Genomic DNA, 19,675 nt, shown 5'->3' with positions numbered 1-19,675 from the left:
CTGCTCGCGATGGACCAGAGGGCGCCACGGGGCGTCAGGTTACCCGCGTTATCGTTGACGTCCATCGCGAGCAGGCTCGCTCCTACAAGGCAACGTCATCCCATCAAGCACCATGGAGAGTTGTGCATGAGTCCAGCTGAACCGGTTACAGGGTTGATTCTTTCCGGCGGCGGGGCTCGGGCGGCTTATCAGGTCGGGGTGCTGGCGGCGATTGCCGAATTGCTGCCGCCGGGGGCAAGCAATCCGTTTCCCGTGATCGTCGGCACCTCCGCGGGCGCGATCAACGCCGTCAGCCTCGCCAGCGGGGCAATGGACTTTCGTCATGCCATCCAACGCCTGACGGCCTTCTGGCAGGGCTTTCGCAGCCCTCTGGTATTGCGCAGCGACTGGCCCGGGGTAATCCGTCAGGCCAGTCGCTTTGTCAGCCACAGTTTGCTCGGCATCGGTTCCCAGGTTCCGGTGGCGCTGCTCAACAGTTCGCCGCTGCGGGATCTGCTCAACGACAAGCTGCATATGGGTGGCATCGCCGAAGCGATCGCCCAGAAGCAATTGCATGCGGTGGCGGTCACGGCGTTCGGCTATGAGTCCGGTCAGGCCGTCACCTTTTATCAGGGTGGCGGCAAGATCGATGCCTGGTTGCGTCATCGACGCATTGGCGTTCCCACCCAACTGTCGGTTGAACACTTGCTTGCCAGTTCGGCGATTCCGCTGCTGTTCGCCCCGGTGAAAATCGGCGAAGAGTATTTCGGTGATGGCGCGGTGCGTCAGTCGGCACCGATCAGCCCGGCGCTGCATTTGGGCGCCAGTCGGGTGCTGGTGGTGGGCGTCAGCGGTAACCCCCGGGGTATCGACCCGCAACAACCCTTGCAGCGCGGCTACACCGGTCAGCAGCCGACCCTGGCGCAGATCGGCGGGCACATGCTCAACAGTACGTTTATTGATAGCCTGGAAAGCGACATCGAGTTGTTGCAGCGCCTGAACCAGTTCAGTCACCTGATGCCTGACGGCACACCGACCCGTGCATTGGGCGTGGCGCCGGTGGACGTGCTGGTGATTTCACCGAGCCAGCCGATCGATGAGATTGCCGCGCGACATCGTCAGGAATTGCCGCCGGCATTGCGCCTGTTCCTGCGCGGGCCGGGTGCGACCAAGACCAGCGGGGCGGGGGTGTTGAGTTACCTGCTTTTCGAGGCGGGGTATTGCAGCGAGTTGATTGAGTTGGGGCGGAGCGATGCGTTGGCCAAGCGTGGGGAGTTGAGCCGGTTTCTCGGCTTGGCGGAGCCTGCAGTCTCGGCTTGAGATAGGCGGTGCAGCCATTCGCGAGCAAGCCCGCTCCCACACTCGATTTTCAGCGAACACAATAATTGCGTACGGCGCAGATCAAATGTGGGAGCGGGCTTGCTCGCGAAGGCGCCCATACAGACGCCTACAGAATTAAATGATCAGAAGTGAACCTTGACCAGGAAACTGGTCACACTCTGATCCGTCTTGAAGCCCTGGCTGTCTTCAATCCCGTACTTGTTTTTCCAGTAGTCATACTCGACACCCACGTACAGCTGCTTTTCGCCAAGGTTCAGCGCTTTGCCCAGGTCGTACTTGACCTGCGGATTGAAGTGCAGGTTGGCGTGGTACTCGCCTTTGCTGTTGACATCGTTGTCGACGACCCAGTCCATGAAGCCGTCGATCAGCACGTCCGAGTCACCCACCGGGATGGTGTAGGACCAGACCGGCGAGACCTGCCAGATGTTGTCGCCCGGGCGGTCGCCTTCGGTGTGACGGTTGTAGAAGTTCAACTGGAAGTAGTCGAAGCCCGGGATGGCCAGGTCGAAGCCAGGGCCGATCAGGTACGACTCGGTGTCGTCTTCACCGAACTCGTAGGTCATAGCCAGCAGGACGTCCTTGATTGGGCCTAACTCGAACTTCTGGTCGAAGATCTTGTTGAACGACAGGCGCGGGCTGAGCTCGCCATAGTGGGTGTTTTCACCCGCGAAGTGGTCTTCCTTGCCGTTGTAGAAGATCTTGTCGATGAAGAAGAAGTTGTCGCCGTACTTCCAGCCATCGGCGTGTTCGAAGGTCACCGTCTGCTGGATGCGCGGGTTGACCTGGAAGTCCTTGCCATACAGGTAGGTCAGGCTGTTGGTCTGCCACTGCAGCAAATCGCCGGCCATGACCTGGCCCCCGGCCAGCATCGACCCCGCCAGCATCAGGCTAGTGCACGTACGTTTCATTCGGTTGCTCCCAAAAAGTAGGTGGTTCCACGTTATTTTTTTAAGGTCGGCGCTCTGGTGTGGCGCCTGTTTCCGTAGCGGTAAAAAATCATCCAATCGGTCAGCTTTGGTGCTGTTAGCAAGAGCTGAGCCAAGGCTTTCAAAAAGCAAAAAAACTCCCGCTCGACGGCTCAAGAGCAGTCGATTGAGAGGGATTTTGGGGTGCCTTGGTGCCTGCCAGCGCCGGGATAAGTTGGCCTGCTGGTCAGGTTTTACATCCGGGCTTTTTTTTAAACCGGATTCGGGCGGCCGCGGAGAATACTGACTCCTCGGCCAGGTCTCAAGTGCTCCGCAACGGCGCACCGACGACAGGTTTGGCGCACGGTTGCGGGGCAGCATCAGAAATGCACCTTCACCAGCAGGCTGGTGGTGTTTTCATTGGTGTCGAATTTGCCGCTGTTTTCGATACCGTACTTGTCTTTCCAGTAGCTGTATTCGGCGCCGACGTACACCTGTTTCTCCCGCCAGCCCAGGGCTTTGCCCAGGTCGTACTTGATCTGCGGGTTGAAGTGCAGGTTGGCGTGATAGGTGCCATGGGCGTTCTGGTCGTTATCCACGACCCAGTCGATGTAGCCGTCGATCAACAGGTTCGAGTTGCCCAGTGGCAGGGTGAAGGACCAGGCCGGCGTGATCTGCCAGACATCGTCGCCGGGACGCGAGCCTTCGGTCTGGCGGTAGTAGAAGTTCAGGGTGAAAAAATTGAAGCCCGGTACCGCGAGGTCGAATCCGGGGCCGATCAGGTAGGCCTCGGTGTCGTCTTCGCCGTTCTCGTAGGTCATGGCCAGCAGCACGTCCTTGATCGGGCCGAATTCGAAGCGACGGTCGAGGATCTTGCCCAGGGAGAGGCGCGGGCTGAACTCGCCGTAGTAGGCGTGGACGCCTTTATTCCGGTCTTTCTCGCCGTTGTAGTAGGTGCTGTCGATGAACATGAAGTTGTCACCGTACTTCCAGCGATCGGCGTGTTCGAAGGTTATCGTCTGCTGGATCGACGGGTTGACCACGAAGTCCTTGCCGTACAGATAGCTCAGGCTGTTGGTCTGCCACAGCAGTAAATCGCCGGCCATGGCCTGACTCGCAGCCAGCAGGCCAGCACCCAACAGCAGGTTGGTTTGTGTCCGAATCATCTGTTGCTCCCTCTTGTTTTTATTTTTGAGGCGCAGGCAGCCCTTGCCCCTGTAGGAGCGAGCTTGCTCGCGATGGTCGCTAACGATTACGCGTGTTAGCTGGATGAACGCGGTGTTCTTGCGTTCATCGCGAGCGAGCTCGCTCCTACAGGGGGCAGTGCCTATTCAGTCAATGTTGGTGTGCTTGGCAGTCGTTGATGGCCGCGCGTTCGGCGCCACCGAGGATGTTGAACAGCAGGTTCAGCGTCAGCGCGCTGAGGGTGGCCAAGGCGATGCCGCTGTGGGTGATCGGGCTCATCCACACCGGCAGGTGGGCGAAAAACTCCGGGCGCACCACCGGGATCAGGCCCATGCCGATGCTCACCGCCACCAGCAACTGGTTGCGACGGTCACCGATGTCGGCTTCCTGGAGAATCTTGATCCCGGTGGCGGCGACCATGCCGAACATCGCAATCGCTGCGCCGCCCAGGACGGCCGGCGGGATCGAGGCGACCAGGAACGCGGCCTTGGGGAGCAGGCTCAGGACGATCAGCAAACCGCCGGCGACGATGGTCACGGAGCGGCAGCGCACACCGGTCATCTGCACCAGGCCGATGTTCTGGGCAAAGGAGGAGTGGGTGAAGGTGTTGAAGAACCCGGCGAAGAACGAGGCGCCGGCATCGCACAGCAATCCGCGACGCAGCATCCGTGGGCAGACTTCCTGGCCGGTGATCTTGCCCAGCGCAAGAAACATCCCGGTGGACTCGACGAAAATGATCACCACCACCAGGCACATCGACAGGATCGGTGCGAGTTCGAATTTCGGCATGCCGAAGTGCAGCGGGGTGACGAATTGCAGCCATGGCGCCTGCGCCATGCCGCTGAGGTCGACCATGCCGAGCAGGCCGCAGAGCACGTAGCCCAGGCACATGCCGATCAGCACGGAAATATTGACCCAGAAGCCGCGCATGAAACGGTGGACCAACAGGATGGTGCCCAGCACGAGGGCGGCGATGGTCAGGTAGATCGGCGAACCGAATTGAGCGGCGCTGGCACCGCCGCCGGCCCAGTTCACGGCCACGGGGAACAGCGACAAACCGATCGAGGTGATGACCGTGCCGGTCACCAGCGGCGGGAAGAAACGTACGACCTTGGACATGAACGGCGCGATGAGCATGCCGAAGAAACCGGCGGCGATGGTCGCGCCGAAGATCCCTTGCAGGCCGATACCGGGCATGCCGGCCATGGCGACCATGCTGCCGACGGCGGCGAAACTGGCCCCCATCATCACCGGCATGCGAATGCCCATGGGGCCGATGCCGAGGGACTGGACGATGGTGGCAATGCCGGCCACCAGCAGGTCGGCGTTGATCAGAAAGGCGATTTCTTCACGACTCAGGCCAGCGGCCTGTCCGATGATCAGCGGCACCGCGATGGCGCCACCGTACATCAGCAGAACATGTTGCAAACCGACCAGGATCAGTTGCAAGAGGGGCAAACGCTGAATGGCGGGTGCGTCGGGGATGCGCGCTGCGGATAGCTCGGACATGCAACACCTCGGATCTTTTTTATTCTTGTGATTTTGTGCGTCAGGCAAACCTGTGGGAGCGGGCTTGCTCGCGAAGAGGCCATAACATTCAACATCGTTGTTGACTGACCTGACGCTTTCGCGGGCAAGCCCGCTCCCACAGGATCTGTGTTGCCTGTGTGGGAGCGAGCCTGCTCGCGAAGCTTTTAACGATTAATTGGTCTGGGCTCCCTGCACAATCCAGGCACCGATCAGGTCACGTTCCTGCTGGGTCATCTGTGTGATGTTGCCCAGTGGCATGATCTGGCTGGTGACGGCTTGCGCCTGGATCCGCGGTGCGTTCTGACGGATCTGCTCGGGGGTGTCGAACATCACACCGGCAGGGGCCGCACTGAACAGCGGGCTGGTGGGCTTGGCTGAGTGGCAAACCGCGCAACGTTCCTGAATCACGCTGTGCACTTTGTCAAAGGCAGGGCCGGCGTTGGACGCTTGCGCCGGAGCGGCGGCTGGCGTTTCTGCAGGTTTGGCTTCAACGGGTTTCAAACCACCGCCCACTGCGGTTTCCGGCAGCGGCTGGTATTCGATCTTCGCCGGTGCCTTGGCCACTTCCGGGCTGTTCAGCGGCGCAGGGCCGGTGACGTAAGCCAGGCTGATCATGCCGACGGCTGCAACTGGAAGCGTCCAGGCAAACTTGTGGCTGTCATGACGGGTGTTGAAGTAGTGACGCACCAACACTGCCAGTACCGCGATCCCGGCCAGGATCAACCAGTTGTACTGGCTGCCGTAGGTGCTCGGGAAGTGGTTGCTGATCATGATGAACAGCACCGGCAAGGTGAAGTAGTTGTTGTGACGCGAACGCAGCAGGCCTTTGGCCGGCAGGGCTGGATCCGGCGTGCGGTTCTCGGCGATCGCCGCCACCAGTGCGCGCTGTGCCGGCATGATGATGCGGAACACGTTGCCGACCATGATAGTGCCGATGATCGCGCCGACGTGCAGGTACGCACCACGACCGCTGAACACCTTGCTGAAGCCATAGGCCGCGCCGATGATCAGCACGAACAGGATTCCACCTAGCAGGGCAGGGCGTTTGCCCAGGGCCGAGTCGCACAGGAAGGAGTAGACGAACCAGCCGATGAACAGCGAGCCGATACCGATGGCTACGCCTTCAGGGCCGCTCAGGGTGCTGCCCGGAGCCAGCAGGTAGAGCGTCGGGTTGGAGTAGAACACCACGCACAGCAGCGCGATCCCCGACATCCAGGTGAAGTAGGCTTCCCATTTGAACCAGTGCAGGTTGTCCGGCATGGTCGGTGGAGCCAGCTTGTATTTTTCCAGGTGGTAGATGCCGCCACCGTGAATCGCCCACAAATCACCGGCCAGGCCGGTTCTCGGGTTGACCCGGTTGAGGTTGTTTTCCAGCCAGACGAAATAGAACGACGCACCGATCCAGGCCACGCCAGTAATCATGTGAACCCAGCGCACGCTCAGGTTCAGCCATTCCAACAGATGTGCTTCCACAGTCTTTACCTCTCGCCCGTCACTCTTGTTGTCGAGTGATCGGACCTTCTCTTATTGGTGGGGGGCGAGGATCAAACGCTCATCCTCTTTGAAAAAATGCTCATCGCAGTTATTGCCTGTGCCACTGCGATCAACCACCAGGAAGTCATCCCGCTTTTCGATCGTCAGCACCGGGTGGTGCCAGACGCCGCGATGGTAATTAATGCCCTGCCTGCCGTTGGTGACGAAGGCGCGGACCAAGCCTGATACAGGTTCATCGCCAAGTGGCGCGACCACGATCAGAAAGGGGTTGCCGAGCAGCGGAATGAAAGCCTGGCTGCCCAGCGGATGGCGCTCCAGCATGCTGACGGTCAGCGGCATGTCCTGCGCGTCGGCGCGGAAGATGCTGATGATCGCGTTGTCCTCTGGCTTGGCGGTTTCCACCGTCGCCAGTTTATGGAAGCGCATGGTCGAACCGTTGTTGATCATGAAGTGATCGCTGCCGTCGGTTTCGATCACGTCACCGAAAGGGGCGAAGGCTTCTTTGGTCAGCGGTTCAATCGTCAGTGTGCGCATGCTGGTCTTCTTTTTTTCAAATGTATGTTCGGTTTACTGCATCCCCTGTAGGAGCTGGCGAAGCCTGCGATCTTTTGACTTTGCTTTTTAAGATCAAGATCAAAAGATCGCAGCCTGCGGCAGCTCCTACACGGGTTTGGGGTTGGCGCTTATTTGGCGACCTTGCCCAAAACGCGCAGGCGGCTCACACCACCATCCGGGAACACGTTCAGGCGGATGTGGGTGATCGGGCCCAGTGCCTTGATCTGCTCGGCGAAGGTGTGTTCGGCGTGCATTTCCAGCTTCTGGCTTGGCAGCAGTTCACGCCAGAACAGCGATTGGGTTTCGATCTGGCTGTCGGTGCCGCCCTTCACGAAGGCGCCCTGGATCGAGCAGCTGTCCGGGTAGTTGCCCTTGAAGTGCAGGGTGTCGACGATGACTTTCTCGACTTCACCGGCATGACCCAGCGCGACGATGACCCAGTCATTGCCCGGGGTACGGCGACGCGCGGTTTCCCAGCCGTCGCCCATGTTGATGCCACGGCCCGGGTTGAGGATGTTGCTCATGCGGCCGAAGTGTTCATCGGAGCAGGCGAGGGCACGGCCACCGTTGAGGGCGGCTGCCAGGTCGACTTGCTCGTTGTCGCCGATGGCCGACCAGTCGCGGAACGGCACGCCGTACACACGCAGACGGGCCACGCCGCCATCCGGGTAGATGTTGAAGCGCAGGTGGCTGAAGGCCTGGTCGTTGCTGATTTCGTGGTAGTGATGGCTGTTGCCTTGCAGCTCGACGGCGGACAGCACTTCAGTCCACTGGGTGTTTTCATCAGGCTCGCCCGACGCCAGGAAGCAGGCTTCCAGGGACGCCGATGGCGGGAAGTTGCCGGTGAAGAATGAAGTGTCGATGTCGACGCCCTTGATCGAACCCGGTACGCCCAGGCGGATCACGGCGCTGTCGAAGCCTTCGAAGCGCTTGCGGCGCGATTCCCAGCCGTCCATCCACTTGCCGTTGTCATCGAACACGCCCTCCTTCCATACGGCCGGGGTCGGTTGGAACAGACGGTTGGCGTCTGCGAACCAGTCATCGGTGACCGAGATGATTTTGGTGCCCAGGCGGGCGTCGGCCAGGTTGACGAACTTCTCGAAAGGTACGGCGTAAGCTTTCATTCTTCTTGTCTGCCTTTAAATAAGTGGCTTGGGATGCTTGCGAGGCCCTGTGCGGATTCGGCGTTCTTGAATTCGCTGGGCCAGGCTTGCTATAGGGTCAGTAATCGGAACAGGGCGATCTTGTTGATCTCCGCCAGCGCGCACTTGAACTCGGTGTCGACCGGGTTGTGGATGCGCGTTTCGAACGCTGCGAGGATCTGATGCCGGTTGCTGCCTTTTACCGCCATGATGAAGGGAAACTTGAACTTGGCTTTGTAGGCGTCGTTCAGCTCGGTGAAGCGCTGGAACTCTTCGGCCGTGCATTGGTGAATACCGGCGCCAGCCTGTTCATTAGTGCTGGCTTCGGTCAACTCGCCCTGGACGGCGGCTTTGCCGGCCAGGTCCGGGTGAGCGTTGATCAGAGCCAACTGGCTGGCGTGATCGGCGCTCAACAGGATGTCGCTCATGCGCTGGTGCAGGGTTTCGATCTCGTCGATCGAGGCGTCCTGGCCCAGGTCGAAGGCCTTTTCGGCCACCCATGGCGAATGTTCGTAGATGTCGGCGAAGGCTTTGACGAAGGCGTCGCGGCTCAATGTCGATGGTTTCAATGTTTGAAAGGCGCTCATTTCGCGGCCCCTTGGTACGGGTGGGTTTCCTGCCAGTGGCGCGCGATGTCGACGCGACGGCTGAACCACACCTGTTCATGACTTTTAGCGTATTCGATAAAGCGCTTGAGCGAAGCCAGACGCGCCGGACGGCCGATCAGGCGGCAGTGCAGGCCGATCGACAGCATCTTCGGTGCTTCGGCGCCTTCCGCGTAGAGCACATCGAACGCATCCTTGAGGTATTCGAAGAAGTCGTCGCCCTTGTTGAAACCCTGGACCTGGGTGAAGCGCATGTCGTTGGTGTCCAGGGTGTACGGAATCACCAGGTGCGGCTTGCCCGTCGGGTTGTTCGGCTCCCAGTAGGGCAGGTCGTCGTCATAGGTGTCGCAGTCGTAGAGGAAACCGCCTTCTTCCATCACCAGGCGACGGGTGTTCGGACCCGTGCGGCCGGTGTACCAGCCCAGCGGGCGTTCGCCGGTGATTTCGGTGAGGATGCGGATCGCTTCGAGCATGTGCTCGCGTTCCTGGGTTTCGTCCATGTACTGGTAGTCGATCCAGCGGTAGCCGTGGCTGCAGATCTCGTGGCCGGCATCGACCATGGCGCGGATCACGTCCGGGTGACGCTGGGCGGCCATGGCCACGGCGAAGATGGTCAGTGGAATGTCGAATTCCTTGAACAGCTTCAGGATCCGCCATACGCCGGCACGGCTGCCATACTCGTAAAGGGATTCCATGCTCATGTTGCGCGCGCCTTGCAGCGGCTGGGCAGACACCATTTCCGAGAGGAAGGCTTCGGACTCTTTGTCGCCGTGCAGGATGTTGCGCTCGCCGCCTTCTTCGTAATTGAGTACGAACGACAGGGCAATACGGGCATTGCCCGGCCAGTGTGGATGAGGAGGGTTACTGCCGTAACCGACCAGGTCGCGTGGGTAGTCAGCGCTCACTGCAGGCTTCCTTCTTGTTCGATGATGACGGTTGGTGTGACGCAGCTGAAGATTGGTTGGCAGGCTGGCGTCACAGCGATGGGCTGATTGTATACAACTTTATATTCACTTTGTAAGCCTGAATTTTCGCATTTTTAACCGACTGTCATCTTTTACTGCTATTGGCGTGAGCCTGCAAGAAATCTGCCTGACTGGTCAGTAATTTGATGGAGGCTTCATGGACTGTGCTGTTCGGCGGGAAATCGGCGGTAAATGTGCAGGTGCCGGGTATAGCGCGAAAAATGTCGTTTTTATTGTGTACAATTTTTTTGAAAAGTGTCTTAATTAGTCGCTCGCCGCAACTTTTCGTGCTCCGAATCGGTGCGGTCTCCTTTTCAACTGACTTCGGGAGGCGCGAAGTCTGACTGCTCCACGCAGGCAGGCGCGCAGAATCAATGGGACGTTTGACTACACACGTTTTGGACGCAGCACACGGTTGCCCGGGCAGCTCGATCAAGGTCGAGTTGTACCGCGTTGAAGGATCGCACCTGGAATTGGTCGCCAGCGCGATAACCAACAGCGACGGCCGTGTCGATGCACCGCTGCTGCAAGGCGATGACTACCGCACCGGGGTCTATCAGGTTCAGTTTCATGCTGGCGATTACTACCGCGCCCGCGGCGTCAAGCTGCCGGAGCCGGCCTTCCTGGATGTGGTGGTGCTGCGCTTCGGCATCTCTGCCGAGCAGGATCACTACCACGTGCCGTTGTTGATTTCGCCTTACAGCTACTCCACCTATCGCGGCAGCTGATCCCCCAAGCAGCTGCTGCACCCTGGAAGCGACTGCGCATATAGCTTCTTTGGTCTTTCGCCCGCTCACACTGCGGGCTTTTTTTCGTCTGTGAAAAAATCAAAAGATCGCAGCCTTCGGCAGCTCCTACGCTGGATATGTAGGAGCTGCCGAAGGCTGCGATCTTTTGATCTTGCTGTTTAGCGGCTCAACAGGGACGCAGCCCCCGCACCACTGAACAACCCGGCACTGATCCGGTTGAACCAGCTCTGCCCCTTGCCGCTACGCAGATAACGTGCCGCGCCATGGGCGCCGAGGCCATAAGCCAACTTGCAGGCCAGATCCAGCAGCGTCCAAGTGACAATCATCACCAGCAGCTGCGGCAGGAACGGTTGTTCGGCACTCAAGAACTGTGGCAGGAAAGCGGCGAAGAACAGGATGTCCTTCGGGTTGCTGGCGCCCAGCATGAACGCACGCCCGAACAGTGCACGAAAGCGTGGCACCGGTGCGGCCTGTGGCACTTCAGCGCCATGGGAAGGCAGGCGTGATTGCTGCCAGCTCTGCCAGGCGAGGTAGAACAGGTAAAGGGCACCCAGAATCTTCAGGGCGCTGAACAGCTGTTCCGACGCCAGCAACAACGCACCCAGGCCTAGCGCCGAAGCACTCAGCAGGCAGATCGATGCGGACACGCCGCCGAGAAAGGCCGGGTAAGAGCGGCGCAGGCCGTAATTCAGACTGTTGCTGATCATCAGCAAAGACAGCGGCCCCGGGATCAGGATCACTATCAGCGCAGCGCCGCTGAACAGCAGCCAGGTTTCCAGACTCATCACTTTCCTCCATTTGCACAAAAGCCTCACCCGACGGGGTGAGGCTGTTTTGAAGCGGGTCCCGCGTAAGGCTTACAGGAAGATGAACTTGGCGATGAAGATCGCGCAGAGCACCCACAGGCTGACGGAGATTTCCTTGTACTTGCCGGTGCCGGCCTTCAACGCCACGTAGGTGATGAAGCCCAGCGCGATGCCATCAGCGACCGAGAAGGTCAGTGGCATCATGATTGCGGTGACGATCGCCGGAATGCTGTCGGTCGCTTCATCCCATTCGATGTGGGCCATGCCGCCCATCATCAGCATTGCGACATAAATCAGTGCGCCCGCGGTGGCATAGGCGGGAATCATGCCGGCCAGTGGTGCGAAAAACATTGCCGCTATAAATAGCACACCCACGGTGACTGCGGTAAGACCAGTCCGACCACCCGCAGCGACACCGGCAGCACTTTCCACGTAGCTGGTGACCGGCGGAACGCCGACTACTGCACCGAATACGCTGGAAGCACTGTCGGCTTTCATGGCGCGGGAGAGGTTTTCGATCTTGCCGTCAGCGCCCACCAGGTTGGCGCGCTGGGCAACCCCCATCAAGGTGCCGGCGGTGTCGAACATGTGTACGAAGAGGAACGCCAGGACCACGCTGATCATGCTGACGTTGAACACGCCGGCGACGTTCATGGCCATCCAGGTCGGAGCCAGGCTTGGCGGGGCCGACATGATGCCCTCGTAGTGCACCAGGCCCAGACCCCAGCCAGCGAGGGTCACGGTGATGATGCTGATGAGGATCGCGCCGAACACCTTGTGATAGCTGAGGATGGCGATCATCAGGAAGCACACGGCGGCGAGCAGCGGGCCGGGTTCGCGCAGGGAACCGAGCTTGATCAGCGTGGCCGGGCTATCGACGACGATACCCGCGGTTTTCAGGCCGATCAGCCCCAGGAACAGACCCACGCCGGCGCCCATGGCGAAGCGCAGGCTGACCGGAATGCTGTTGAGCAGCCATTCGCGGATCCGCGAGAAGGTCAGGATCATGAACAACACACCGGACACAAACACCGCACCGAGGGCGGTTTCCCAGTTGTAGCCCATGGTGCCGACCACGGTGTAGGTGAAGAAGGCGTTGAGCCCCATGCCTGGCGCCAGGCCGACCGGCCAGTTGGCGTACAGGCCCATCAACAGGCAACCGAGGGCCGCAGCGATACAGGTGGCGACGAATGCCGCACCGTGATCGATCCCGGCGTCGGCCATGATGTTGGGGTTGACGAAAATGATGTAAGCCATCGTGATGAAGGTTGTCAGACCGGCAATCAGCTCGGTCTTCACCGTGGTGCCGTGCAAGCTGAGTTTGAACAGACGCTCCAGCAAGCCAGTGCGTAATGGCGGCGAGAGATCCAGCGTCGATGCTTCGGATTTGCGGCTTTCCACAGCGAATACTCCTCAAGAGTTTTATTGTTATTTCCAGGGCCGGACCCATGAGGGTGGCAGCGGCCCTTTGAGGCACTTGCGAATTTGTTGACCGCTTGGTCAGGAACTCGCACGAAGTGGATTATGCTTTTGTATACAAATAATGCAAATAATGTTTTTGGTTTTGTCGACGAAAAGTTTGGCTTTAGGGATATATCGCCTGTTCCGGCCCCTTCGCGAGCAAGCCCGCTCCCACAGGAAACCCGGTCAGGCACAAGATTTGTGAACACCACCCATCACTGTGGGAGCGGGCTTGCCCGCGAAGAGGCCGGAACAGCCAGCATCAAAATCAGCAATTCAGTCGGTATGGGCCTGACTTTTCCCCAACGCCAGATTCACCGCCAGCCACCCATTCACTGCCGTCTCCCCAGCCTCGGCAAACACCCGCTCCAGCAATTTCACCTGCTCACGCCTCAATGCCTGCTCAAACCGTACGCCTTCAGCAGTCAACTCCAGCAGACGCTTACGCTTGTCCGTCTCGGACGCGACGCTCTCGACCAGATGCATCTCCAGCAATTGCCGCAACGGCATGTTCAGCGCTTGCTTGCTCACGCCAAGCAAGGCCAGCAGTTCCTTGACGCTCAGGTTCGGATAGCGGGCGATGAAAAACACGATGCGTTGATGCACCCGGCTCAGCCCTCGGCGTTCGAGCATTTCATCGGCCTTGGCGGTGAAAGCCTGGTAGCCGAAGAAAAACGCTTCCATGGCTTGCTGTTGGGAAAGCGGGTTTTTAAGGTCAAGCATGTTGACGTATCCATTCGAAGAAGCGTAATTTCGGTCAACAAGTTTGACTCATTTTCCTCATGCCTCGCTACCGGTGATCCCCATGGCTTTTTCCGAACGTGTCTCACGCCTTAAAAGTTCTTTGATCCGTGAAATCCTTGCCGCGGCCCAGCGCCCGCAGGTGATGTCGTTTGCCGGCGGTTTACCTGCCGAAGCCATGTTGCCAAAGGTCGACTGGGCCGAGATGCCGCTTTCCATGGGCCAATACGGCATGAGCGAGGGCGAACCGGCGCTGCGTGAGGCGCTGGCCGCCGAGGCGCGAGCGTTGGGTGTGGCATGTGAGGCAAGCCAGGTACTGGTGGTCAGTGGTTCACAGCAAACTCTGGATCTGGCCGCCAAGCTCTACATCGACAAGGGCACCGAAATCCTGCTCGAAGCGCCGACTTATCTGGCGGCATTGCAGATTTTCCAACTGTTCGGCGCCGATTGCCTGACCGTGCCGCTGGAGGCTGACGGGCCTAACCTTACGGAGCTGCGCGCTCGCCTGGAGCAACACCGCCCGGCCTTCATCTACCTGATCCCGACCTTCCAGAATCCTTCGGCGGTGCGTTACAGCGAAGCCAAACGCGACGCGGTGGCAGCGCTGCTCGACGAGTTCGGCGTCACCCTGATCGAAGACGAGCCTTATCGCGAACTGACTTTCGACGGTGGCAGCGCCACGCCGATTGCCGGCCGTTTGAAAAAAACCAGCTGGATCTACACCGGGACCGTGTCGAAAACCCTGTTGCCGGGTTTGCGCATTGGCTATCTGATTGCCAGCCCGGACCTGTTTCCCCATCTGTTGAAACTCAAGCAGTCGGCGGACCTGCACACCAATCGGGTAGGCCAGTGGCAGGCGCTGCAATGGATCGGAACCGAGAAGTATCAGCAGCATCGCAGTGAGCTACGCGATTTTTACCGGGTGCGCCGGGATGCGTTCCAGCTGGCGCTGCAAACTCACTTCTCTGATCTGGCGCACTGGAACGAGCCACAGGGCGGGCTGTTTTTCTGGTTGAAACTCAAGCAACCGCTGGACACTCGAACCTTGCTCAATGCGGCGTTGGCCAACGACGTGGCGTTCATGCCGGGCGAGCCGTTCTTCCCCGATCCGGACAAGCATCACGGGTATTTGCGGTTGAACTTCAGCCACATTGACCCGGCTCGGCTGGAGGAGGGGCTCAAGCGGCTGGCGGCGGTGGTGCGACAGGCGCAGGCGGCGCAAGCGGCCTGAAAACAAATAAACCGGCGCAAGGGCCGGTTTATTTTTGTCTGAAGTTTGCGGTGCCTGTGCCGGCCTCTTCGCGAGCAAGCCCGCTCCCACAGGTGACCGAGTTCCCCCTGTGGGAGCGGGCTTGCTCGCGAAGGCGTCCGTCAGAACACCACAAGCAAATCAGGCTGCCGCGAAACGCTTGTCCAGATAATCAATGATCACCTTGGACTCATACATCCAGGTGGTCTGGCCATTCTCTTCGATACGCAGGCACGGCACCTTGATCTTGCCGCCTTGCTCGAGCAAGGCCTGGCGATCCTGTTCGTTGTTCTTCGCATCGCGAAGGGCCACCGGCACGTTCAGGCGGCGCAGGGTGCGGCGAGTCTTCACGCAGAACGGGCAGGCGTGGAATTGATACAGGGTCAGCCCCTTGGCGGCGGATTCAACCTGGGCCTGGGCGGCGGCAGGGCGCTGCTTTTTGCTTGGGCGAGTCAGGAAGTCGATGAAGATGATCAGTTGGCCAAGGCCGACACGAAGCGCTTTTACGAACACGTTGAAAGCCTCACGGTGCAAATGAAGAAGGGCGCGCAGCTTACCTGATTTTTTGCGGACGAAAAAAAACCGGCGATGAATGCCGGTTTTCTTCGTGCCGCGAATTACTTGATGAGGCTGAGGAATTCGCTGCGGGTCGCGGCGTTCTCGCGGAATTCACCGAGCATCACCGAAGTGATCATCGTCGAATTCTGCTTCTCCACACCGCGCATCATCATGCACATGTGCTTGGCCTCGATCACCACCGCAACGCCCAGGGCGCCGGTGACCTGCTGGACCGCGTCGGCGATCTGGCGGCTGAGGTTTTCCTGGATCTGCAGGCGACGGGCGTACATATCAACGATCCGCGCCACCTTCGACAGGCCCAGGACCTTGCCGCTCGGAATGTAGGCAACGTGCGCCTTGCCGATGAACGGCAGCAGGTGGTGCTCGCACAACGAGTACAACTCGATGTCCTTGACCAGCACCATTTCGCTGTTGTCGGAGCTGAACAGGGCACCGTTGGTGACCTCTTCCAGTGTCTGTTCATAGCCGCGGCAGAGGTACTGCATGGCTTTGGCGGCACGTTTTGGCGTGTCGAGCAGGCCTTCGCGGGAAACGTCCTCGCCGAGCTGGCCGAGGATCGCCGTGTAATTCTGTTCCAGGGACATGAAACTACCTGTGGGATTTTACGCAAAGGGCAAGGGTACGGTGACGGACACGACGCTGCAAGCGTGGCGCATCAGCTTTACTCGTCGCGGCCTTCCATCATGGTGCGTTTGAGCATCACATAAACCGCCCCGGCACCGCCATGTTTGGCCTGGCACGAGGTGAAGCCGAGCACTTGCGGATGCTGGCGCAGCCAGGTGTTGACGTGGCTTTTGATCATCGGCCGCTTGCCGTCCAGGCGTACTGCCTTGCCATGGGTGACGCGCACGCAGCGGATTTCGAATCTGGTTGCTTCGGCGAGGAACGCCCAGAGGGTTTCCCGGGCCTTTTCCACGCTCATGCCGTGCAGGTCGAGGCTGCCTTCGAATGGAATCTGACCGATCTTGAGCTTGCGCATCTGGCTTTCCTGCACGCCGTCACGCGCCCACATCAGCTCGTCTTCAGGGCCGACGTCGATGACGAATTGATCGGACAGACCGTCAACGGTGGTGGATTCGGTGCGCACGGTGGCCGCTTGACGCAGTTTGGCAATCTGCGCACGGTCAGCCTTGGGTTTGCCGGTTTCGGCGCGATCGTGCTTGATCGGCTTGACGCCTTGGATCGCGCTTTTGAACAGGGAAAAATCGTCGTCTTGCATGTCAGCCTCCGCGAAGGGCGGCCAGTTTACCCAACTCGAAGCGAATCGGGCGCGACAAAAACGCGCGCGGTGCTTGGCTCAGTCGTGTTTTTTCATCAGGTGCGGGGACATGGCCAGTTCCCGCGACTGCCGCGAGCGACGGCGGCAACGGCGCCACAGCCAGACACCGAGGTACAGCACGAACAGGCCGATGGCCAGGATCACGGCGGCACCGGTGCGGCTGGTGTTCAATTCACCCAGGGCGGGTGCGTGGCCGAGCAGGCCGGCGGCACCGGCCATGGCGAGCAACACGCCGCACATCGCCAGCAATGCCGCGAACGTCGCGCCGATTCGAAAACGCCAGTTGCGTTGGCCTTTGGGCCGCAAGCGGCGAGCGTCAAAACCATCGGATAACTTCATTCCGACCTTCCTCAATGGGTATCGGCCCTTCGACCGGGAGTTGACCGGGATGTTCCTGAGGCTAAGACAATTACGGCAAATGAGAGGTTTTTGCGGATGAGCGGCGCTCCAGGCCGCTCATTGAGCGTCGATCAGATCAGTTCACAGGTCAGCGCGAGGGTGGCGAAGTTGTCGCCCATGATCGCCATTTCGGTCTGATGAACGTGCGCGGCGCTCAGGACACCTCCCTTGTAGGGCAGGTCGCGTGTGGCGCAGGCGTCTTCGATAAGCGTGCAGCGGAAACCCAGGTTCTTCGCGGCGCGCACCGTGGTGCTGACGCTCGAGTGACTCATGAAACCGCAGACGATCAGGTCGAGGGCGCCGAGGTCCTCCAGGCGTTTGGCCAGTTCGGTCCCGTGGAACGCGCTCGGCAGCAATTTGCCGATGATGGTTTCGTCGCTTTGTGGCTCAAGACCCGGAATGAATTCACCACCGACGCCTTGCGGGTTGAACATGCCACCGAGCGTGCCGAGGTGGCGGACATGCACGATCGGCCGGCCGGCGGCACGGGCCGCGGCGAGTAACTGCTTGATGTTCGCGACAGCCTCATCCATGCCGCTGAGGGCCAGCGGCCCGCTCAAATACTCTTTCTGGGCATCGATGATGATAAGGGTCGCATGACTCAGTTTGGCTGCCGGATAACCGCGGCCGCTGAGTTGAAACATCGTTTTTGGAACGGACATTCTGGGGCTCCTTGGAGTGGGGCTTTTGCGCCATTGTCCTCTGGCTGAGCGGTTATGTGAATCGCTACGATCGTAGGTGCCGTGGTTGCTGGCCTCTAGCCTTGTCAATAGTCACGTTTTGTTCAATAGCCTGGCGAAAAAACGGATAACTCCTACATTTGGGTCGGTCGTTTTCCTGCGTCGTCGTGGCGCCGTTTGACTGGTAGAATCGCCCGTCGATTTTTCTGGAGTTTGCCGTCGTGATCACTTCCCGCCTTCGCACCCTGCGTGACCATATCCGTTGGGCCGTCAGCCGCTTTCATGGGGAGGATCTGTTTTTCGGCCATGGCACCGACAACGCCTGGGACGAAGCCCGTCAACTGGTGCTGGGCGCGCTGCACCTGCCGTGGGAAATCGCCGACAGCTACCTCGACTGCAATCTGGAAGAAGACGAAGTGGTTCACCTGCAGCTGTTGCTCAAGCGCCGCATCGAAGAGCGCGTGCCAACGGCCTACCTGCTGGGCGAGGCCTGGTTCTGCGGCATGTCGTTCATCGTCGATGAGCGCGTGCTGATTCCGCGTTCGCCGATTGGCGAACTGATCGAAAACCGTTTTACCCCGTGGCTGGCCAACGAGCCGGCGCGGATTCTCGACCTGTGCACCGGGTCCGGCTGCATCGGCATCGCCTGCGCCTACGAGTTCCAGCATGCCGAAGTGGTGCTGGCCGACCTGTCGTTCGAAGCGTTGGAAGTGGCCAACCAGAACATCGAGCGCCACGGCGTCGATGAGCGCGTGTACACGGTGCAGGGGGACGGTTTCGAGGGCCTGCCGGGACAACGTTTCGACCTGATCGTGTCGAACCCGCCCTACGTCGATGCGGAAGATTTCGCCGACATGCCGGACGAATACCAGCACGAACCGGAACTGGGCCTGGCCTGCGGCGATGACGGTTTGAACCTGGTGCGTCGCATGCTCGCCGAAGCGGCGGATCATCTGACCGAGAAAGGCTTGCTGATTGTCGAAGTGGGCAACAGCCAGGTGCACGTCGAGGCGTTGTACCCGGAAGTCGACTTCGCCTGGCTGGAGTTCGAGCGCGGTGGGCACGGTGTGTTCATGCTGAGCGCGCAGCAGTGCCGGGAGCATCAGGCGTTGTTTGCTTCCCGCGTTTAGAAAGCAAAAGATCGCAGCCTGCGGCAGCTCCTACAGGGATACGTATTCCATGTAGGAGCTGCCGCAGGCTGCGATCATTTGATTCAACGGTGCGTGGCGATCCAGATCAGCAACCCCGCCTGAAACACCGCAAACGCCACCAGGCACGTAATGGTGAAACGCAGCCCGGCGTCTTCGCGTTTGTATTTGCTGACCTTCTCTTCGTGTTTCTTGAGTTTGACTTCCTGCTCGGCCAGGTTCTGCTCGGCTTGCTGGAGCATCTGTGCCGCCTCGAGAATCTCCACGACCTGCAGTTTTTCGCTGTTCCAGTCCCCCGCGAGGTCGCCGACCTTGACTGCTTGGACACTGCCTTTCAAATGCTGGGCATCGGCATACACCACGTCGAAACCGTGCACGCGCAAAAAATGATCGCGGCGCTGGCGGGTGTCTTCGTTTAGCGCTTCCTTGTTGTTCAGGTCGAAGCCGTCGACGGTGTAGGTGGGCCAGCGCTTCTTCGCCCAGTTGATGCCCTGGGCGATCATGAATCGGCCGATGCCGCGGTTCAGCGGTTCGACCTGCAATCCGCTTTCCGGTCCGAAATGCACGCGCTTTTCAGCGTGATCGACCCACACATCCAGATGATTCTGTTCCTTGCGCACGCGCTGGGCGGGCAGGGTGATGCTCATGCGCATCAGGCTGCGCGCCTTGTCGTTGCGCTCGGCATAGCCGAACTCGACAAAGCGCAATGGGCGTCCGCCTGTATTGCGGTCAGTCTGCAGCGGCGCCAGACGGAGCATCTTGTGGTGCTCGACGTGGACGTCCGCCCAGGGCAGCTCGACCGCTGGCGGTGCTTGTGTTTCAGCGGGGGTGTCGGGTGAAGTCTGGGTGTCAGTCATAACGGCGAGATCCTGTCCAAGCTCAG

General features: G+C 59.8%; 21 protein-coding genes. 4 read left to right on the top strand and 17 right to left on the bottom strand.

Features of this window, described 5'->3' with window-relative positions:
- The first annotated feature begins 126 nt into the window (after nt 1–126).
- Nucleotides 127–1,299: a patatin-like phospholipase family protein gene (locus tag KW846_RS05265; protein WP_218481536.1), complete on the top strand. Its 1,173-nt coding sequence runs from the start codon at nt 127–129 to the stop codon at nt 1,297–1,299.
- Between the two features lie 143 nt (nt 1,300–1,442).
- On the opposite strand, the gene KW846_RS05260 is transcribed toward KW846_RS05265, so the two are convergent.
- The 8 genes from KW846_RS05260 to puuE all read right to left on the bottom strand — a co-directional run bounded on the left by KW846_RS05260 (nt 1,443) and on the right by puuE (nt 9,641).
- The gene (locus KW846_RS05260) at nt 1,443–2,228 is read right to left on the bottom strand and encodes an outer membrane protein OmpK (RefSeq protein ID WP_218481535.1); all 786 of its coding nucleotides are present in this window, start codon (nt 2,226–2,228) and stop codon (nt 1,443–1,445) included.
- Between the two features lie 377 nt (nt 2,229–2,605).
- Nucleotides 2,606–3,391, bottom strand: coding sequence for an outer membrane protein OmpK (locus KW846_RS05255; RefSeq protein ID WP_218481534.1), 786 nt, complete (start codon nt 3,389–3,391; stop codon nt 2,606–2,608).
- A 169-nt stretch (nt 3,392–3,560) separates the two neighbouring features.
- The gene (locus KW846_RS05250; protein ID WP_218481533.1) at nt 3,561–4,919 is read right to left on the bottom strand and encodes a nucleobase:cation symporter-2 family protein; all 1,359 of its coding nucleotides are present in this window, start codon (nt 4,917–4,919) and stop codon (nt 3,561–3,563) included.
- A 192-nt stretch (nt 4,920–5,111) separates the two neighbouring features.
- Nucleotides 5,112–6,413 (bottom strand): urate hydroxylase PuuD, encoded by a 1,302-nt coding sequence (locus KW846_RS05245; protein WP_218481532.1) that lies wholly within the window; start codon nt 6,411–6,413, stop codon nt 5,112–5,114.
- Between the two features lie 51 nt (nt 6,414–6,464).
- Complete coding sequence (locus KW846_RS05240; RefSeq protein ID WP_008146154.1) at nt 6,465–6,968, bottom strand: ureidoglycolate lyase; 504 nt, start codon at nt 6,966–6,968, stop codon at nt 6,465–6,467.
- A 149-nt stretch (nt 6,969–7,117) separates the two neighbouring features.
- Nucleotides 7,118–8,113 (bottom strand): allantoicase, encoded by a 996-nt coding sequence (gene alc / locus KW846_RS05235; RefSeq protein ID WP_007974931.1) that lies wholly within the window; start codon nt 8,111–8,113, stop codon nt 7,118–7,120.
- 89 nt (nt 8,114–8,202) lie between these two features.
- Nucleotides 8,203–8,718: a 2-oxo-4-hydroxy-4-carboxy-5-ureidoimidazoline decarboxylase gene (gene uraD, locus KW846_RS05230; protein ID WP_218475183.1), complete on the bottom strand. Its 516-nt coding sequence runs from the start codon at nt 8,716–8,718 to the stop codon at nt 8,203–8,205.
- Complete coding sequence (puuE, locus tag KW846_RS05225) at nt 8,715–9,641, bottom strand: allantoinase PuuE (RefSeq protein ID WP_007974927.1); 927 nt, start codon at nt 9,639–9,641, stop codon at nt 8,715–8,717. Before puuE ends, uraD begins: the two co-directional genes overlap by 4 nt.
- A 434-nt stretch (nt 9,642–10,075) precedes the next feature.
- On the opposite strand from puuE, the gene uraH reads away from it, so the two are divergent.
- Nucleotides 10,076–10,429: a hydroxyisourate hydrolase gene (gene uraH / locus KW846_RS05220; protein WP_007974925.1), complete on the top strand. Its 354-nt coding sequence runs from the start codon at nt 10,076–10,078 to the stop codon at nt 10,427–10,429.
- A gap of 179 nt (nt 10,430–10,608) precedes the next feature.
- Here uraH and KW846_RS05215 read toward each other — a convergent pair whose 3' ends face one another.
- The 3 genes from KW846_RS05215 to KW846_RS05205 form a co-directional block, all read right to left on the bottom strand.
- Nucleotides 10,609–11,235 carry a LysE family translocator gene (locus tag KW846_RS05215; RefSeq protein ID WP_053157031.1) on the bottom strand — a complete coding sequence of 209 codons (627 nt, stop codon included), beginning with the start codon at nt 11,233–11,235 and terminating at the stop codon, nt 10,609–10,611.
- Between the two features lie 72 nt (nt 11,236–11,307).
- Nucleotides 11,308–12,657: an NCS2 family permease gene (locus KW846_RS05210; protein ID WP_007974918.1), complete on the bottom strand. Its 1,350-nt coding sequence runs from the start codon at nt 12,655–12,657 to the stop codon at nt 11,308–11,310.
- A 336-nt stretch (nt 12,658–12,993) separates the two neighbouring features.
- On the bottom strand, nt 12,994–13,440 hold the full coding sequence (locus KW846_RS05205) for a MarR family winged helix-turn-helix transcriptional regulator (RefSeq protein WP_007974917.1): 447 nt from the start codon (nt 13,438–13,440) through the stop codon (nt 12,994–12,996).
- 82 nt (nt 13,441–13,522) lie between these two features.
- On the opposite strand from KW846_RS05205, the gene KW846_RS05200 reads away from it, so the two are divergent.
- On the top strand, nt 13,523–14,689 hold the full coding sequence (locus KW846_RS05200) for a PLP-dependent aminotransferase family protein (RefSeq protein ID WP_218481531.1): 1,167 nt from the start codon (nt 13,523–13,525) through the stop codon (nt 14,687–14,689).
- A gap of 159 nt (nt 14,690–14,848) precedes the next feature.
- Here KW846_RS05200 and KW846_RS05195 read toward each other — a convergent pair whose 3' ends face one another.
- From KW846_RS05195 to KW846_RS05175, 5 genes are all read right to left on the bottom strand, one after another.
- A complete protein-coding gene (locus KW846_RS05195) occupies nt 14,849–15,220 on the bottom strand; it encodes a glutathione S-transferase N-terminal domain-containing protein (protein ID WP_007974915.1) in 372 nt (123 codons plus the stop codon).
- Between the two features lie 104 nt (nt 15,221–15,324).
- Nucleotides 15,325–15,870: a GTP cyclohydrolase I FolE gene (folE, locus tag KW846_RS05190; RefSeq protein ID WP_007988130.1), complete on the bottom strand. Its 546-nt coding sequence runs from the start codon at nt 15,868–15,870 to the stop codon at nt 15,325–15,327.
- 77 nt (nt 15,871–15,947) lie between these two features.
- Nucleotides 15,948–16,505: a Smr/MutS family protein gene (locus KW846_RS05185; protein ID WP_007974913.1), complete on the bottom strand. Its 558-nt coding sequence runs from the start codon at nt 16,503–16,505 to the stop codon at nt 15,948–15,950.
- Between the two features lie 78 nt (nt 16,506–16,583).
- Complete coding sequence (locus tag KW846_RS05180) at nt 16,584–16,904, bottom strand: hypothetical protein (protein WP_007974911.1); 321 nt, start codon at nt 16,902–16,904, stop codon at nt 16,584–16,586.
- A gap of 131 nt (nt 16,905–17,035) precedes the next feature.
- Complete coding sequence (locus tag KW846_RS05175; RefSeq protein WP_007974909.1) at nt 17,036–17,626, bottom strand: cysteine hydrolase family protein; 591 nt, start codon at nt 17,624–17,626, stop codon at nt 17,036–17,038.
- Between the two features lie 239 nt (nt 17,627–17,865).
- Here KW846_RS05175 and prmB point away from each other — a divergent pair, with 239 nt between their 5' ends.
- Nucleotides 17,866–18,774, top strand: a complete 909-nt coding sequence (gene prmB, locus KW846_RS05170; protein ID WP_007974906.1) for a 50S ribosomal protein L3 N(5)-glutamine methyltransferase — start codon at nt 17,866–17,868, stop codon at nt 18,772–18,774.
- A gap of 83 nt (nt 18,775–18,857) precedes the next feature.
- On the opposite strand, the gene KW846_RS05165 is transcribed toward prmB, so the two are convergent.
- A complete protein-coding gene (locus tag KW846_RS05165) occupies nt 18,858–19,649 on the bottom strand; it encodes a hypothetical protein (RefSeq protein WP_218481530.1) in 792 nt (263 codons plus the stop codon).
- Nucleotides 19,650–19,675: the final 26 nt, after the last annotated feature.

The organism is Pseudomonas sp. PDM32 (genome assembly GCF_019219225.1).
Lineage (GTDB): Bacteria > Pseudomonadota > Gammaproteobacteria > Pseudomonadales > Pseudomonadaceae > Aquipseudomonas > Aquipseudomonas laurylsulfatiphila.
This window is presented reverse-complemented; position numbering and strand designations above follow the sequence as displayed.